Origin of the sequence: Pseudanabaena sp. 'Roaring Creek' (assembly GCF_001402795.1) — a bacterium.
Taxonomy (GTDB): domain Bacteria; phylum Cyanobacteriota; class Cyanobacteriia; order Pseudanabaenales; family Pseudanabaenaceae; genus Pseudanabaena.
In genome coordinates this window covers 1-13,655 of the sequence record NZ_LIRE01000500.1, presented here as the reverse complement: position 1 = coordinate 13,655, position 13,655 = coordinate 1, and the positions used below count along the sequence as shown (strand labels likewise).

The following is a 13,655-nucleotide window of genomic DNA, read 5'->3' as shown; positions in this document are numbered from 1 at the left end:
AATCACTTCTTTGCATCTTTGTGGGGATATGTGAAATTGGAGGTTCTTAAACTCAATTCTAAGCTCAATCATTTTGCTCTCAAATCCAAATTGTATATTAAGGCTTTGCAGCAATCTTACTTGGAATGGCAATCCCTGAAACCTTTTTAGACTTCTGCGTAAGGTGAGTTGATAATGATACGATCAATGTCCGCATCCCCGCAGGAGCAACAACAGGGAGTCGGATTAGGCTCAAGGGTAAAGGTCGTCCTAGTCCCTTCTCCCAACAGCGTGGCGATCTATATCTCACGATTGAGTTGTTACCGCATTCCTTCTTTCACTTTGAAGGCGATCGCCTTGTGTGTAATGTCCCAATTCGTCCTGATGAAGCAGTTTTAGGTACGGAAATCAATGTACCAACACCCGATGGCAGCGTAACGATGAAAGTCCCCAAAGGATTACAAACGGGGCAATCCCTGCGGTTGCGGGGCAAAGGTTGGACATTGCCTAAAGGTGGACGTAGTGATTTATTTGCCAAACTTCAGATCGTTACGCCGCAAGAGCTTAATGCGATCGAACAAGAATGTTACGAAAAAATCCAAGCCAATACCATCTTTAACCCACGCGATCGCTTAGAGGAGATTAAGTTATGAACGAAGTTCTTTCAACAAGTCATTCATCAAGTCTCTCAACGATGGTAGTTTCCCTCGAAGGCGAACAACTTTATACCTTTGAATATGCCGCATCCGTAACAGAGACTTCCATTACAGTTGTACAGGTTTATGTCGAGTTAGGAGTAATCGAACCAAATGGAATGATGCTGCATTCTCGCGAAATTACCCGAATCTCTCAAATTCAACGCTTACGTCAGGACTTGGGACTCAATTTAATCGGAGCGGCGATCGTGCTAGATATGGCTCAGGAACTCGCGCAACTGCGGGCAAGACTCAAAGCGCATCAGTCCAAATCAACCCTATGAGATATCCAAAATCAGCACCAAAAACACCTCCCGAAGCAACACCCGAACTAGCTGCCATAGATCGAGAACGTTACGAACTACTCCAGCAGTGGGAAAGTTGGTTAGAGATGCCGATGCTAGTGCTGAGTTTTGCTTGGTTAGGACTGCTGATAGTTGAGCTAGTTTGGGGTTTGAATCCGTTCTTAGAAATGATCGGCATTACCATTTGGATCATTTTCATTTTAGATTTTTGTCTAAAGTTCTTGCTTGCGCCACACAAACTTTTTTACCTCCATCACAATTGGTTAATCGCTTTCTCTCTCATTATTCCTGCGCTAGGAACTTTGCGAATCGTGCCAATCATTCAATCTTTGCAATCAGTTCATGCTGTGAGAGGGTTGCAGTTGTTGGGAATCATGACTAGAACAAATAGGGGAATGCGCTTGCTTGGTGCTAGTATGGAACGTCGCGGAATTGGCTATGTGTTTGCGCTAACGGCGATTGTCGCTTTAGCTGGTGCGGCGGGAATCTATACATTTGAGCGCAATCTTCCTAATGGAGCAGTGGGTATCGCGGATTATGGTACGGCGCTATGGTGGACAGCGATGGTGATGACTACTATTGGCTCGGATTACTTTCCTAAAACTGGGGAAGGACGGGTGTTGTGTTTTTTATTGGCGGTATATGCGATCGCTTTGTGTGGATATGCGACAGCGATATTAGCGACATTCTTTGTCGGTCAGGATGCTGAAAGTGATGAAGCTGAGATTGCGGGTACAAAATCTATTCAAGCATTGCAAGTGGAAATTGCTGCCTTACGCACTGAAATTCAAGCTTTAGCTAAACGCGATTTAGATCATTAATTGGCGATGTGATCGTGTTGGACATTACAGCGATCGCCTAATAATCAAGGCTCACAGTAATAGCGATCGCTTACGGCTAAACCTTTAGTAGATAGATGATTGAGGCGATCGCACTTGATTTAATTGTCTATCTTTAGTAAAATCGTTGAAAAATATTTTTTGAGCCGTTGTGGAGTCAATTAATGCATAAGTATACGCATCCGAAACAATCATCATCTGCTTTGATTAGTATTGATGTACAGAACGATTTCACGTTGATAGGTTCCCCAGCAAAAATTCGAGGGACACATGAGAAAGTACCGCAAATGCTGCAATTACTAAATGCATTTCGTGCTGCTGAACGCCCCATCATTCATGTGATTCGTCTTTACCTTCCTGATGGAAGCAATGTTGATGCTTGTCGTAAAGAGATGATTGAGGATGGTATAAAAATTGCGGCTCCTGATACGATTGGTGCAGAACTAGTTAATGAATTGAAACCTAACAAATTAATTCGGCTTGCCTCAGATGAGCTGCTTCGGGGCGAGTTTCAGTTGCTTGGTAAACAGGAATGGGCGATGTACAAACCTCGTTGGGATGCTTTTTACCAAACTGCGCTAGAATCATACCTCCACACGCTTGGAGTAGATACAGTAATATTTTGTGGCTGCAACTTTCCTAATTGTCCTCGTGCTTCTATCTATGGTGCAAGTATGCGAGATTTCCGAATCGTTTTAGTGACAGATGCAGTTTCAGGAATTTATGAAAAAGGACTTGAAGAACTTAGAAATATCAATGTGTCTCTGATGACAACTGTCGAATGTATTGACTGGATCGGCGGAAGTCATTCCGACCAAATTGCGGTTTAACAACCGTGTTAACGATGATGAAGTTATCGGTGATTGCATACCGCAAACCTTTAACAGATAAATAATTGAGGCGATCGCCTAGAAATCACGAATCACAGGAATAGCGATCGCTATCATCCGATAGTAGATTTTCGACATTGCTACCAGATATCCTAGCTAAACTTGAATTATGCTAACCTGAAAATACTTTGCATTCAGGAATGATAAAGATGTCAACCAATAGCCCAAACATATTTGCGGAAGAACTAGCCAACGAGCTAGATAAAATCCCTGAACAATATTGGTCAAACCTCCTGCAAATCATACGCCTATTTCGCGAAAGCGTTACACCAGTTTCAGAAAGTCACTCACAGAAACCTGAAATTGTCGAAGCGATCGAAGATTTAGGGCTTGTCCATGCCATGATAGCAGTCAAAGACGAAAAGCCTCTTAGCCTCCAAGAAGCACTTGCCGAAATGGAAAAGGTATGAACATTAATTACCTTCCTAGCTTTATTAAAGAACTTAAAGCTCTCAAAAGTACTCCTTACTTCAAGCCCATAAACACACTTGTATTTGAGGAGATTCCCAAACTTGAGGGATTAGCAGATCTCAAAAACCTCAAAAAGTTACAGGGCTATGAAAATGCTTATCGAATCAAAGTAGGAGATTATCGAATTGGAGTGACTTTTCAAGATGGAACTATCACCTTTTGTCGAGTACTGCATCGCAAAGAAATTTATCGTTACTTCCCACCCAAGAGCTAAAACATTACCACTCAACAATAATGCAAAACCAACAAAATAGAAACAAACATTAAAAATCGATCGCCTAGCAATCACGACTTATAGTAATAGCGATCGCCGTTAATCATCAACACTCATGACAATATTTCACAAGGCATCAGGCAATCAGAGCCTAGAGACTTTGTTGCAATATGCAACAATTTGATGTATATTGCAACAAGCTTGATTGAGGTTTTACCATGTCTATCGCAATCAGAATTTCCGAGCATTTAGCCCAAGAGGCAAAAAGTCGATCTAAAGCAATGCATCGCTCAGTTGCGGGTCAAATTGAATATTGGGCGGCAATGGGCAAAATCCTTGAAGACAATCCAGAGCTTTCGTTTAGCTTTGTTCAAGCAATATTGATTAGTCGTGAGCAAGCTAAGAATTCAGAATTAACGCCCTATGAGTTTAGTGAATAAATCCGATGGGTGAAATTCAAGTTTTTCAAACGCCCTTATTTTCAAAAATCAAGAAAAAGTTAAAGAAAAATCAAATCAAAGATCTTGATAATGCGGTAAGAGAAATTATCAAAAATCCCGAACTTGGGGAACAAAAAAAGGGTGATTTAGCCGATGTCTGGGTTTATAAATTTAGAATGGTGGATCGAGAAAATCTCCTTGCGTATCAATGGGATGAAAAAACGAGAACTTTAATCTCCCTTGGAGTTCATGAAAACTTTTATCGTGACATCAAAAAATATAAAAATTTCTAAATTTATAAAAATTGCTGTAACATTTCTGCTGTCGCTTTAACTGTTTTTTCTAACTGAATTCACCCGCACTAGCTAAGACGAAATGTGAAAGTTGCGATCGCCTAAAAATCACGACTCACAGTAATAGCGATCTGATTTTAAAGATGTGTAACGCTATAATAAAATCGCTGTCATTAAAGCATTGCATATACGATTTAGTTGCCTATAGAGTCTTCAAACTTTGAAAGCATCTAATTGTAACAATCAAGAATATACATAAGGGTAGCAAATATGATTACTCAAACAATGGTGCAACCTTCTTTCTGGATAGAGGTTGGCATTCAAATCCAAAAGGTAAGAGGACTTAACCTTTTTAAGTTCAATGATGATCTCCAATTGCGCCTTGAAATCCTCATCGAGCGAAAAAAAAATAACATCCTCACTGTAGAAGAAAGTGCTGAGCTTGCTGGCATTACTGAACTTGATCGTATTTTCACACTTATAAATGCTCGCATTATTGCCGAGTCATGACCATCAGTTTCGCTAGTCGTCAACACATTCGCGATCAAGCTAATTTTCTATGTGAGTACTGCCATTCTTTTGAAGAAGCTAGTAGCTCACTATTTACACTCGATCATCTTATTCCACAATCCCTTGGTGGAGACGATACTGAAGATAATCTTGCCCTTGCGTGTCATCGCTGTAATGGTCGTCGTTACAACTTCACAGAGGGTATTGATCCTGAAACCCAAACAATCGTTTCAATCTTCAATCCTAGACAGAACAAGTGGTCTGAACATTTCATCTGGTCTGACAATGGATAAAAAATTCTCGGCATTACAGCCATAGGACGCGCCACAATTGAACGTCTCGATATGAACGATGAGCGTCATGATGATGGCGCTATTCAGAGTGCGCGTCGTTTCTGGATTCGTGGCGGCTGTCATCCGCCTGCCCATGATCCTCAACAGTAACCTATTGAGAAAGTTGAAGCGATCGCCTAAAAATCACGATTCACAGTAATAGCGATCGCCTAACTCCTCAAATCGCCAATATAAGAGCCAATTTGTTTAAGCCCCTGCAAAACTTGGATACGTTCTGCTGTATTTTCAAGTAACCGATAAGTAGGCGATCGCGTATATTGAGGAGCATTTTGGTGGCGATCGCATTTCAAGAACAATACTTCTCTTCCATTTGTAACCATTCCATAACAACTTGGCTGTAAGTTGGGAGCGCTCAGTAAATAAGTAAGTGCTTGGGGAATTCCCGCCGTAACGTCTAGCCTTGCAGGTTTTGATTCGATTACCAAAACCCAAAAACTATCTTGGATTACCAAAATATCAATTCTGCCTTGAATTGCGATCGCATTAGCTTCGTCAGCAACTTCGATATTGGTACTTACTTCTGCTTTTACCAAAAAAGGAAACTGATAGAAACCAGCCAAATCTAGCAATGGTGATACCACGACAAGCTTTACAATTTCTTCGAGAGGTGGTTCTTCTTGACTGAGATAGGTATAGTTGCGAGTAAGGCGATCTAATCCTTGTAGTTCCGCTTCGGTTAAAGTCGGTGCATGATTTAACCATTCATCAAAAAAGCGATCGCTAGAGTTAAGTCTCAATCCAAAGGTTTGGCGGAGAGTGCCAAGGGTAAGGCTACTAGCATTTGTAATCACGGTTAAATCCTTGTAGTAATTACATGAAGTTTAGAAGTCAAGACATTTGATTAAGGTTCTAATACCTAATATACGATATATGTAATAGAAAAATAGCGATCGCCCAGAAATCACGGCTCATAGTAATAGCGATCGCCTTTAAGAGATAGATTGTTGATGCGATTGCCTAGAACTCAGGTTACTTAATACTAATTGTTTGTGATATGCTCTCTCGAATAACATCCTGCAAGGTTACATTTTGCGAGAGAAAACTCTATTGAGCGATCTTAACCTGTAAAAATTATGTCATAACACTCATTGATCACTTTATCTGAAAAGTTATGTAATATGTACCTTTTATAAGTATCTATCCTTTAATCTGCAAGATAATACATAGTTAGACCTAAGAATGATTATTGGTACTTCCTATAGTCCTCAAAAAGCGTTTGTCGCTTTCGCGCGAGAATTTCTGGAGCATCTTGCTCAAAACGACTACAGTGCAGCACTCGCAAAGCTTGACCAAACATCTAGGAAATGGTCAAAGGCTGAGCTGCGTTCCGTCATTCAGTTTGCAATTGGGGATGAACCATTAGTTTCAGCAGTGGGTTTTAAGAGCTCTGCTGTGCCAGAGCTTATCGAGGTCGAACCCGGACAGTTCATTCTCCATCATCGAATTTCTGTAGCATCTGGCTGGTCAAAAGCGCGTCTTACGTTTAGATTTGTCCAGAAACCAAAGACAGGGTATTTTCGTGTGATTTTGGAGGGTATTGCAGACTATTAATTTAGAGTAGTTTTTTGGCTGCGGTTGTGGCGTTTGATTATTGAGCTAGTGGGGGGGTGATCGCATGAAAATCAAGACTCGAAGTAATTGCAATCGCTTACGGCTAACCCTTCAGCAGATAGATAATTGAAGCGATCAGAATTGACGTAGAGCAGTATCTGTCTTAATTTTCAGCTAACACGAAAATTAAACTACAGTTGTATTATAAATCTCACTTTAGTCGGTATTAACGATCATGAATGACAAATTAAAAGTTGCATATCGTCATCTGCTTTACGTTGCGATGCTTGACACCCGTAACTATTGCCAATCTAGAGACAAACCTAGCCGAAATCCTGTCGTTTGGTTTAAACAGTATCATGGCAGCCGTACTGCTGGGGCTATCGCTGACTGGTTACACAACCTCGCGTATTACAGTTCCATTGATTTTGATGGCTTTGATGAGCCAAGGTTTTGGGAGGAACATGACTACATTTGCAGCAGGTTTCTACACGACAATTTACAACGTTACCGACGTATTTTCGATGAGTGTCTATCGAACAAATTTTATGTGTGTTGACTAAATCCGAAGGCAACTAATCTAACCATTTTAATATGGTGGAGTATCGAACTTAGACAGCAGTTACATGGAGAATATTGATCTAATTGCCTAGAAATAAAGACTCACAGTAATAGCGATCGCTTTTAGGAGATTGATTGTTGATGCGATCGCCAAGGTAAGAACAACATTGGCTCATAGGTATTCTCTCCCATAAAATTTGAATCTAGTTCTATTTTGTATCGTAGTTAATCAATTCAATCAAGAAATCAAGCGATCGCCTGTCATAGTTAAAATATTTACATAAATATAATGATCCTCATTCAAACATGGCGGTTTGTAGTCCTCATCCTAGCTGGATTTAGCTTAAGTTTAGGTTTGTTGATGAGCTATTCGTTGAAATTACCACCAATAGTCATTATTATCATCTTGATCGTAGCTTTGTTGGCGATCATTACGATGTATGGGCGCGATCGCTGGCAATCGGGGACTGATAAATTACGGGTCAACCTGACAAATGGACAACAATCACAACAATTAATTGAGCCTAAAAACTATGACTCCAAAGAGATTATAGACTTACCAGAGCCTGTACAGCGATTTTTTAAGGCTGTGCTTCAGGATGGACAAGCGATCGTCACCAAGGTTGAACTATCTCAGCACGGACAGTTCCATATGAATGAAACAGAGACTAAATGGCATAGATTTACGGCTACACAACTTGTGACTACGCAAAAGCTAGGCTTTGACTGGGATGCCAAAATCCAGATGATTCCATTCATAAATGTATTTGTCCATGATACCTATCTTTTAGGAGAAGGAGATCTACAAGCCTCAATACTTGGTCTTTTCACGGTTGCCAAAATGCACAATACGACCGAATTAAACCAAGGCGAATTATTACGCTTCTTTGCGGAAGCGGTTTGGTATCCGACATCATTGCTCCCTAGTCAGGGTGTGATCTGGGAAGCGATCAATCAGCATTCTAGTCGCGCTACACTGACCGATAGAGAAATAACCGCCTCCGTTGTGTTTCAGTTTGATGCTGAGGGATTAATTACCAGTATGCGTGCTGAAGCCCGTTGTTATCGCGTAGTTGGAGGTAAATCGATGTTTATGCCTTGGGTCGGTAATTTTAGAGAATATTCCGTTTGTGATGGAATGCGGATTCCCTTGGAAGGAGAAGTAGGTTGGGAGCATCCTGAAGGTGTTCAACTCTATTTCAAAGGTAAAGTCACTAAAATCAATTATGAGTTTGCATCGTAGGCTTGGCGAGACTGTCAATTCACTAAATTGAGCCAACAATTCAGTTAATTGAAAAACAAAACCAGTAAGGTTTTGAGATTCCCAAAATGGCGTTGCCATTTTGGGAATTAGTATTACAGGATAATTGCCCACAATGCGATCGCTAATAGCATCGTGCTCAAATGTTGAGGTAAGAGAGATCGCCAAGACTGACGCGCAATCTTTTGGGTTAAAGCCCATGTCAATAGCACAGAAAAAATTAATACTATTCCCTGCAAAAATACTATGACCGCAGGATGGGCGATCAAAATTGGTAGACTTGCGCCATCCATTCCCAAAGTTGCCCAAGTAACGGGTAAAATCCGACCCGCTTCTTGAAGGAAGAGGTATAAATAATGGGCAAGATTTGCGCCTAGAGCTAAGGGTAAATATCCATAGGCAAGCTCGATAAAGGGTTTGGGTTTGCAGGTGTTAAGACTATAGGGTAACTGATTGTCTTGGCAATTTTTCTTCCACTTAATCATAATGAAATGGAGCGATCGCATGATGCCATAGGCAGCTAGGGGAACTGCTGCAACCACTAGTAAAATCAACACCGATAGCCCTAAATGTGGCAAGAATTCATTTCTATTAATTTGCCATGCGATCACTATTTGAATCTCTGGCAATCGATGCAGAAAAGCACCACCTAGTAATAGCAATAACAATGCAACTTCATAGGTGCGGGGCACATGGGTCGTCCATAACTCGATCGCGGGTGGACGGAGATTAAACTCTACGGAACGATGGGGACATGCCTTGAGACAGGTCATACATAGCACGCAGTCTCGATTATCTTGCAATTGGGCGGGATGAGAATATAACGGACAGCCATTAGTTTCTAGACCTTCGCCTTTTTTTGCCCCTCCCTTATAACATTGATAAGTAGTACATTCTGCGGAACAAGTCCCTTGCTGGGCGCGTAATTCGGTCATCGACAGCTTTGCAAATAGTCCATTCATCCCGCCAATCGGACAGAGATAACGACACCAATACCTCCGCTCAAAAATCAACGAACAAATCATTGCACCTGCCGTAATCAACAGTAGTAAATAAGCTGAGAGATAGGCGGTATTTTGTAAATTCCATAGTTCTTCCCATAGATAAATCAATACAAATAAACCGAAGAGAAACCAACCGCCCCATCGTTCGGAAACATCGCGATTCCAATGTTTTAGCTGTCGGGGATATAGCCACAATGATATTTTTTGCGTGACTTCTCCATAAATCATAAATGGACAGATCGCACACCACAGTCGCCCTACAAATGGGAAGCTGATTAAAATCAATGGCCACCACCATGCCCAAAAAAAGTTAAGGGCAATATTGCGATCGCGGGTTTGTGGTGCTAGAAACAATGTTGCGACCACGATCGCAAAGAAAGCGAGCGTAAATCCGTAGTTAAGGCGATCGGTGAACCATTCGCTGCGAAAGAAACGACGCAGGCTAGGATAAGTATTGAGCAGATTAAGACGAAATTTTTTTCCTTTGGGTTGGTTTGACCAAAATACTGCCTCCGTTAGAAATGGGGCATTTAATGACTGAATGATTGCCCTTCCTACCAAAAATCGTAACTCCTTTAGGTTCTCTGGAAAGTCATAGCTTTGTAAACTGCGTAAAGCTTCAGCAGAGATTGAGGGTTTGGGAATACCCCGATCGCGGCAGAATAAACTAATGTAATAATCCACATGGGGCTTAATGTCAGCCTTACGGACTCTCAGGGCAGGAACTTTGATGGAATGTTTAACATGGGATTCGCAGGTGGGTTGAGATTTCTCTGTCACCATAACGATCCGCGTTTCACAGATTAAAGGCTCCTCTTGTTCGTCACTGCCGATTGGTTGATAGGTGCGTGTTGCTAAAAGCTGCGTGATCTTAGGAAGCAATTCCTCTGGCAATTCTTGAATATTATTTAAAATGAGAGTTCCCATTCCCAAATAGGTTAATAAGCCAGCATTTCCCCCTGCTCTACCAAATAAATCGGCTCCACTTGCCTGTACTAAGTTGCAATTGACCTTAGCGATCGCTTCCCGTCGATAAGCTGAGTTAAAATGAATTAATGCCGCAATATTATCCTTATCCAGCCCTGGTTCCCCCAAAATTAGTACGGGCTCTCGATCTTCACTTGCCTGTTTGATTTCATGACGTAATCTTGTCGCATAGCGACTCTTCCCAATAACTCCGCGCTCGGCTTTAGTAATTAAGTAGGGCTGTAAAACCTGCGATCGCTCTTTTATAAACATAGTTTCACTAGATCGATTTGTATAGCTATATTCGCTTAAGTCAGGATATCAAACCGAATAGAGAGTTGCGGTGCGAAGCGCCGTAACTCTCTATTCGGTTTGATTTTTGTCCTCATATTACTGACTATAGCTATATTACAATTTATTATGGATTGGTTGGTAGAGACGGATAAGGATGGGCGGTGCTTCGCACCGCCCATCCTTATCCGTCTAGTAATTCACAAAAGTATTGTCGCGCTTTGGTGAATTGGTATAACTTCAGGTTAGTGGGAGTGCATCAAGATTTTAACGAAGCCATATCAATGACGAAGCGATATTTTACGTCGCTTTTCACGAGGCGATCGTAGGCTTCATTGATGTTTTGGATGGGGATAAGTTCGATATCAGCAGTAACATTGTGCTTACCACAGAAATCTAGCATCTCTTGGGTTTCTTTAATACCACCAATCAGAGAACCGCTCATACTGCGCCGACCGAAAATTAGGCTACCCACTGATAGTAAAAGTGGATCGGGTGGTACTCCAACTTGAGTGAGGTTGCCATCTCGTCTCAACAGGAAGAGGTAGGCATTGATATCATGTTTTGCAGACACGGTGTCGAGAATGAAGTGGAAACTATTGAGGTGTTGTTGCATCTCGTCTGCATTTTTAGAATTGACGACTTCATCTGCGCCCAGCCGAAGCGCATCTTCAACTTTGCTTGGTGAAGTAGTGAAGACCACGACGTGAGCACCGAGAGCTTTCGCCAATTTCACTCCCATATGTCCTAGCCCACCGAGTCCCACAATGCCTACTTTCTGACCCTTGGTTACATTGTGATGGCGTAAGGGCGAATAAGTTGTAATTCCAGCGCACAGCAACGGAGCGGTGGCGGCGAGATCCAAATTCTTCGGAATCTTTAGTACAAATTCTTTATCTACTACGATACTCTCAGAATATCCACCGTAGGTAATGCCACCAGTATGTTTGTCAGGAGAGTTGTAAGTCCAAATCGTTCCTTTCTCACAGAACTGCTCCAAGTTTTCTTTGCAGTTAGCACAGGTAAGGCAGGAATCGACCATACAACCCACGCCAACCGTATCACCTTCTCTAAACTTATTGACTTTCGCACCAACCTTCTTGACCCGTCCGACGATTTCGTGACCTGGAACGCAAGGGTAGGTGGTACTGCTCCATTCGCTGCGGACGGTGTGCAAATCGGAGTGACACACGCCGCAATATAGAATATCGATCTGCACATCATGCTCACCAAGATCGCGTCGTTCAAAGGAAAAGGGAGCAAGGGGAGCCGCGGCATTTTGGGCAGCATAGGCATTCGTTTTCATTGAGGTTTCTCCTGATTATTTGTTTAGATAAACTTACTTAAATGATTTGACTAAAGCCTCAAACTGCACTAGGAAAGACTTGTCGTGAGGTGTAACAGATGGAATTTTGCGATCGATATCTAGAAATTCATACACTGCCATTTGCGCTGCTCGTATTGAATACTCAACAGTGAAAACGACATCATCGGGAATCTCCACAAACTGGCTAATTAAAGCAAGGTTCTTAGAGCTACGGGGGATCGGCAATGGTCGATCCGTAGGTAAGCGTGGCATAAACATACTAGTAATGTATGGCATTCGACAAGGAATACAGTTTACAGTTCCTAGCATATCTAAATCGAAGCGTAGATGACCACAGAGTTCACGTAGAATTTCTTTACCATTACATTCATCCATCGGTTTAGGTACAAAATTTCCCACGCGATCGGGCAAAAGTCCATATCCCCAAAAAACTTGTACATCTTTGGGCTGATTTATAAAGTGGGGTTGATAGGCAAGTACGATTGACATCAGCCAATTTGAGTCTTTAAAAGTGATCAGCCCACCAGTTCCTGCTTGATTGCCGCTAAAATTAGCAACCAGATCGAAGAATTTGGAGTTCTTCAGCGTAACCGTAAAGGATTCCCATACAGATTCAGCAATACAACTATTAAAAACAGCAGGATTTCCAAAATCTAGGTTTTCCGCAGCCAGATTTTCCCATAGGCTCCAACTGTTGCAGTCTTCCTTCGTCAGCTTTTTGGGGGCGATCGCCATCGAACCCAAACTTGAGGCATCGGTCATCGATCCATTCTGTAGGAATACGCGATCGCCACTTTCAACTGCGATCGCTTTAGATTCACCTCCCTGCTGATAATGAATATCTGTGACGATTACCTCACCTTCTGAATGAGTACTAACCAGATCTGTGACCTTGCAATCTAGCTCAAAGCGAACATTTTGGGATGCAAGCCAACTCTGCAACGGCAGAATTAATGAATCATACTGATTATAGATCGTACGTTTAACCCCAGCCAGAGTTTCAATTCGGGTGAATTCGAGCATGAAGCGATGCAAGTAACGCTTGAATTCAACGGCACTATGCCATGGCTGAAAGGCGAATGTAGTTACCCACATAAACCAAAATTCCGTCTCAAAAAATTCTGGAGAAAGCCAATCAGTAATACAACTTGCAGCTAATTCGGATTCTGGAGCTTGGGTGAGCTTTAGCAATTCTTGTCGATTCTGCATCGAAAAGCCCATGGAGCTAACGGGAACCTTTGCACGACGACGATCCACAAGACGTGCCATCGAATTTGACCTGTGCTGTTCGTTAAATTCCATAGTTTCCGCATATACGGATTTGTCGGGAGTATGCAGGGAAGGAATAGATTTAAACAGATCCCATGTGCATTCATAATTATCAGTTGTCAACATGCGTCCTCCCCTCAGTGAATACCCATCAATAGAGTTCCCTGCTCCATCCATACTTCCACCTAAAAGAGATTTTACTTCCAAGATAAAAATATTCTCGCCAGAGATGCCACCATCTCGAATCATAAAGGCGGCGGCTGCCAAGGAGCCGATCCCTCCACCCAACAGATAAGCCCTAGATTTCTTGTCCATATCAATTCATTCCTATTAATATCTTATTTATTAGGTAAGTGAGCTTAATTGAATATAAAACCCTAAAACCTGCGGCGCACGCGCAGCGTGCGCCGCAGGTTTTAGCTCTGGATTTTAATTA

The 13,655-nt window shown here is 42.0% G+C and carries 15 protein-coding genes and 2 pseudogenes; 13 read left to right on the top strand and 4 right to left on the bottom strand.

The features are described 5' to 3' along the window. Positions 1 to 167: 167 nt before the first annotated feature. From AC805_RS15600 to AC805_RS15555, 10 genes and pseudogenes are all read left to right on the top strand, one after another. Positions 168 to 632, top strand: a pseudogene (locus AC805_RS15600) (DnaJ C-terminal domain-containing protein); the annotation flags it as partial. Further along, the gene (locus AC805_RS15595; RefSeq protein ID WP_055076275.1) at positions 629 to 958 is read left to right on the top strand and encodes a chaperone modulator CbpM; all 330 of its coding nucleotides are present in this window, start codon (positions 629 to 631) and stop codon (positions 956 to 958) included. The pseudogene AC805_RS15600 and the gene AC805_RS15595, both read left to right, overlap by 4 nt. After that, positions 955 to 1,800, top strand: a complete 846-nt coding sequence (locus AC805_RS15590) for a potassium channel family protein (RefSeq protein WP_055076274.1) — start codon at positions 955 to 957, stop codon at positions 1,798 to 1,800. The genes AC805_RS15595 and AC805_RS15590 overlap by 4 nt, the downstream gene beginning before the upstream one ends. 182 nt (positions 1,801 to 1,982) lie before the next feature. Beyond that, the gene (locus tag AC805_RS15585) at positions 1,983 to 2,648 is read left to right on the top strand and encodes a cysteine hydrolase family protein (protein WP_055076273.1); all 666 of its coding nucleotides are present in this window, start codon (positions 1,983 to 1,985) and stop codon (positions 2,646 to 2,648) included. A gap of 209 nt (positions 2,649 to 2,857) precedes the next feature. Then, complete coding sequence (locus AC805_RS15580; RefSeq protein ID WP_055076272.1) at positions 2,858 to 3,118, top strand: hypothetical protein; 261 nt, start codon at positions 2,858 to 2,860, stop codon at positions 3,116 to 3,118. Then, positions 3,115 to 3,393, top strand: coding sequence for a type II toxin-antitoxin system RelE/ParE family toxin (locus AC805_RS15575; RefSeq protein ID WP_055076271.1), 279 nt, complete (start codon positions 3,115 to 3,117; stop codon positions 3,391 to 3,393). Before AC805_RS15580 ends, AC805_RS15575 begins: the two co-directional genes overlap by 4 nt. 218 nt (positions 3,394 to 3,611) lie before the next feature. Further along, positions 3,612 to 3,833 carry a TA system antitoxin ParD family protein gene (locus AC805_RS15570; protein ID WP_055076270.1) on the top strand — a complete coding sequence of 74 codons (222 nt, stop codon included), beginning with the start codon at positions 3,612 to 3,614 and terminating at the stop codon, positions 3,831 to 3,833. A gap of 5 nt (positions 3,834 to 3,838) precedes the next feature. Further along, positions 3,839 to 4,126, top strand: a complete 288-nt coding sequence (locus AC805_RS15565) for a type II toxin-antitoxin system RelE/ParE family toxin (RefSeq protein ID WP_055076269.1) — start codon at positions 3,839 to 3,841, stop codon at positions 4,124 to 4,126. A gap of 270 nt (positions 4,127 to 4,396) precedes the next feature. Next, positions 4,397 to 4,636 carry a hypothetical protein gene (locus AC805_RS15560; protein ID WP_055076268.1) on the top strand — a complete coding sequence of 80 codons (240 nt, stop codon included), beginning with the start codon at positions 4,397 to 4,399 and terminating at the stop codon, positions 4,634 to 4,636. Next, positions 4,633 to 5,079: pseudogene (locus tag AC805_RS15555) on the top strand (HNH endonuclease). The gene AC805_RS15560 and the pseudogene AC805_RS15555 overlap by 4 nt, the downstream one beginning before the upstream one ends. A 59-nt stretch (positions 5,080 to 5,138) precedes the next feature. Here the strand turns inward: AC805_RS15555 and AC805_RS15550 are convergent. Then, the gene (locus tag AC805_RS15550; RefSeq protein WP_055076267.1) at positions 5,139 to 5,780 is read right to left on the bottom strand and encodes a hypothetical protein; all 642 of its coding nucleotides are present in this window, start codon (positions 5,778 to 5,780) and stop codon (positions 5,139 to 5,141) included. A 388-nt stretch (positions 5,781 to 6,168) separates the two neighbouring features. Between AC805_RS15550 and AC805_RS15545 the strand changes: the two genes are divergently transcribed. From AC805_RS15545 to AC805_RS15540, 3 genes are all read left to right on the top strand, one after another. Next, on the top strand, positions 6,169 to 6,540 hold the full coding sequence (locus AC805_RS15545) for a hypothetical protein (protein WP_055076266.1): 372 nt from the start codon (positions 6,169 to 6,171) through the stop codon (positions 6,538 to 6,540). A 287-nt stretch (positions 6,541 to 6,827) separates the two neighbouring features. After that, on the top strand, positions 6,828 to 7,103 hold the full coding sequence (locus AC805_RS25675) for a hypothetical protein (RefSeq protein ID WP_156341421.1): 276 nt from the start codon (positions 6,828 to 6,830) through the stop codon (positions 7,101 to 7,103). A gap of 359 nt (positions 7,104 to 7,462) precedes the next feature. Beyond that, the gene (locus AC805_RS15540) at positions 7,463 to 8,344 is read left to right on the top strand and encodes a DUF6920 family protein (protein ID WP_055076276.1); all 882 of its coding nucleotides are present in this window, start codon (positions 7,463 to 7,465) and stop codon (positions 8,342 to 8,344) included. Positions 8,345 to 8,457: 113 nt separating this feature from the next. Here AC805_RS15540 and AC805_RS15535 read toward each other — a convergent pair whose 3' ends face one another. The 3 genes from AC805_RS15535 to AC805_RS15525 form a co-directional block, all read right to left on the bottom strand. Beyond that, the gene (locus AC805_RS15535) at positions 8,458 to 10,605 is read right to left on the bottom strand and encodes a sigma 54-interacting transcriptional regulator (RefSeq protein ID WP_055076265.1); all 2,148 of its coding nucleotides are present in this window, start codon (positions 10,603 to 10,605) and stop codon (positions 8,458 to 8,460) included. A gap of 277 nt (positions 10,606 to 10,882) precedes the next feature. Further along, positions 10,883 to 11,929 carry an NAD(P)-dependent alcohol dehydrogenase gene (locus AC805_RS15530; protein WP_055076264.1) on the bottom strand — a complete coding sequence of 349 codons (1,047 nt, stop codon included), beginning with the start codon at positions 11,927 to 11,929 and terminating at the stop codon, positions 10,883 to 10,885. Between the two features lie 33 nt (positions 11,930 to 11,962). Further along, the gene (locus AC805_RS15525) at positions 11,963 to 13,534 is read right to left on the bottom strand and encodes an oleate hydratase (RefSeq protein ID WP_055076263.1); all 1,572 of its coding nucleotides are present in this window, start codon (positions 13,532 to 13,534) and stop codon (positions 11,963 to 11,965) included. Between the last annotated feature and the right edge of the window lie 121 nt (positions 13,535 to 13,655).

Excerpts from the sequence above, each read along its gene's own strand:
- AC805_RS15595 (WP_055076275.1), top strand. The coding sequence starts at position 629 with ATGAACGAAGTTCTTTCAACAAGTCATTCATCAAGTCTCTCAACGATG.
- AC805_RS15590 (WP_055076274.1), top strand. The coding sequence starts at position 955 with ATGAGATATCCAAAATCAGCACCAAAAACACCTCCCGAAGCAACACCC.
- AC805_RS15585 (WP_055076273.1), top strand. The coding sequence starts at position 1,983 with ATGCATAAGTATACGCATCCGAAACAATCATCATCTGCTTTGATTAGT.
- AC805_RS15580 (WP_055076272.1), top strand. The coding sequence starts at position 2,858 with ATGTCAACCAATAGCCCAAACATATTTGCGGAAGAACTAGCCAACGAG.
- AC805_RS15575 (WP_055076271.1), top strand. The coding sequence starts at position 3,115 with ATGAACATTAATTACCTTCCTAGCTTTATTAAAGAACTTAAAGCTCTC.
- AC805_RS15570 (WP_055076270.1), top strand. The coding sequence starts at position 3,612 with ATGTCTATCGCAATCAGAATTTCCGAGCATTTAGCCCAAGAGGCAAAA.
- AC805_RS15565 (WP_055076269.1), top strand. The coding sequence starts at position 3,839 with ATGGGTGAAATTCAAGTTTTTCAAACGCCCTTATTTTCAAAAATCAAG.
- AC805_RS15560 (WP_055076268.1), top strand. The coding sequence starts at position 4,397 with ATGATTACTCAAACAATGGTGCAACCTTCTTTCTGGATAGAGGTTGGC.
- AC805_RS15545 (WP_055076266.1), top strand. The coding sequence starts at position 6,169 with ATGATTATTGGTACTTCCTATAGTCCTCAAAAAGCGTTTGTCGCTTTC.
- AC805_RS15540 (WP_055076276.1), top strand. The coding sequence starts at position 7,463 with ATGAGCTATTCGTTGAAATTACCACCAATAGTCATTATTATCATCTTG.
- AC805_RS15535 (WP_055076265.1), bottom strand. The coding sequence starts at position 10,605 with ATGTTTATAAAAGAGCGATCGCAGGTTTTACAGCCCTACTTAATTACT.
- AC805_RS15530 (WP_055076264.1), bottom strand. The coding sequence starts at position 11,929 with ATGAAAACGAATGCCTATGCTGCCCAAAATGCCGCGGCTCCCCTTGCT.
- AC805_RS15525 (WP_055076263.1), bottom strand. The coding sequence starts at position 13,534 with ATGGACAAGAAATCTAGGGCTTATCTGTTGGGTGGAGGGATCGGCTCC.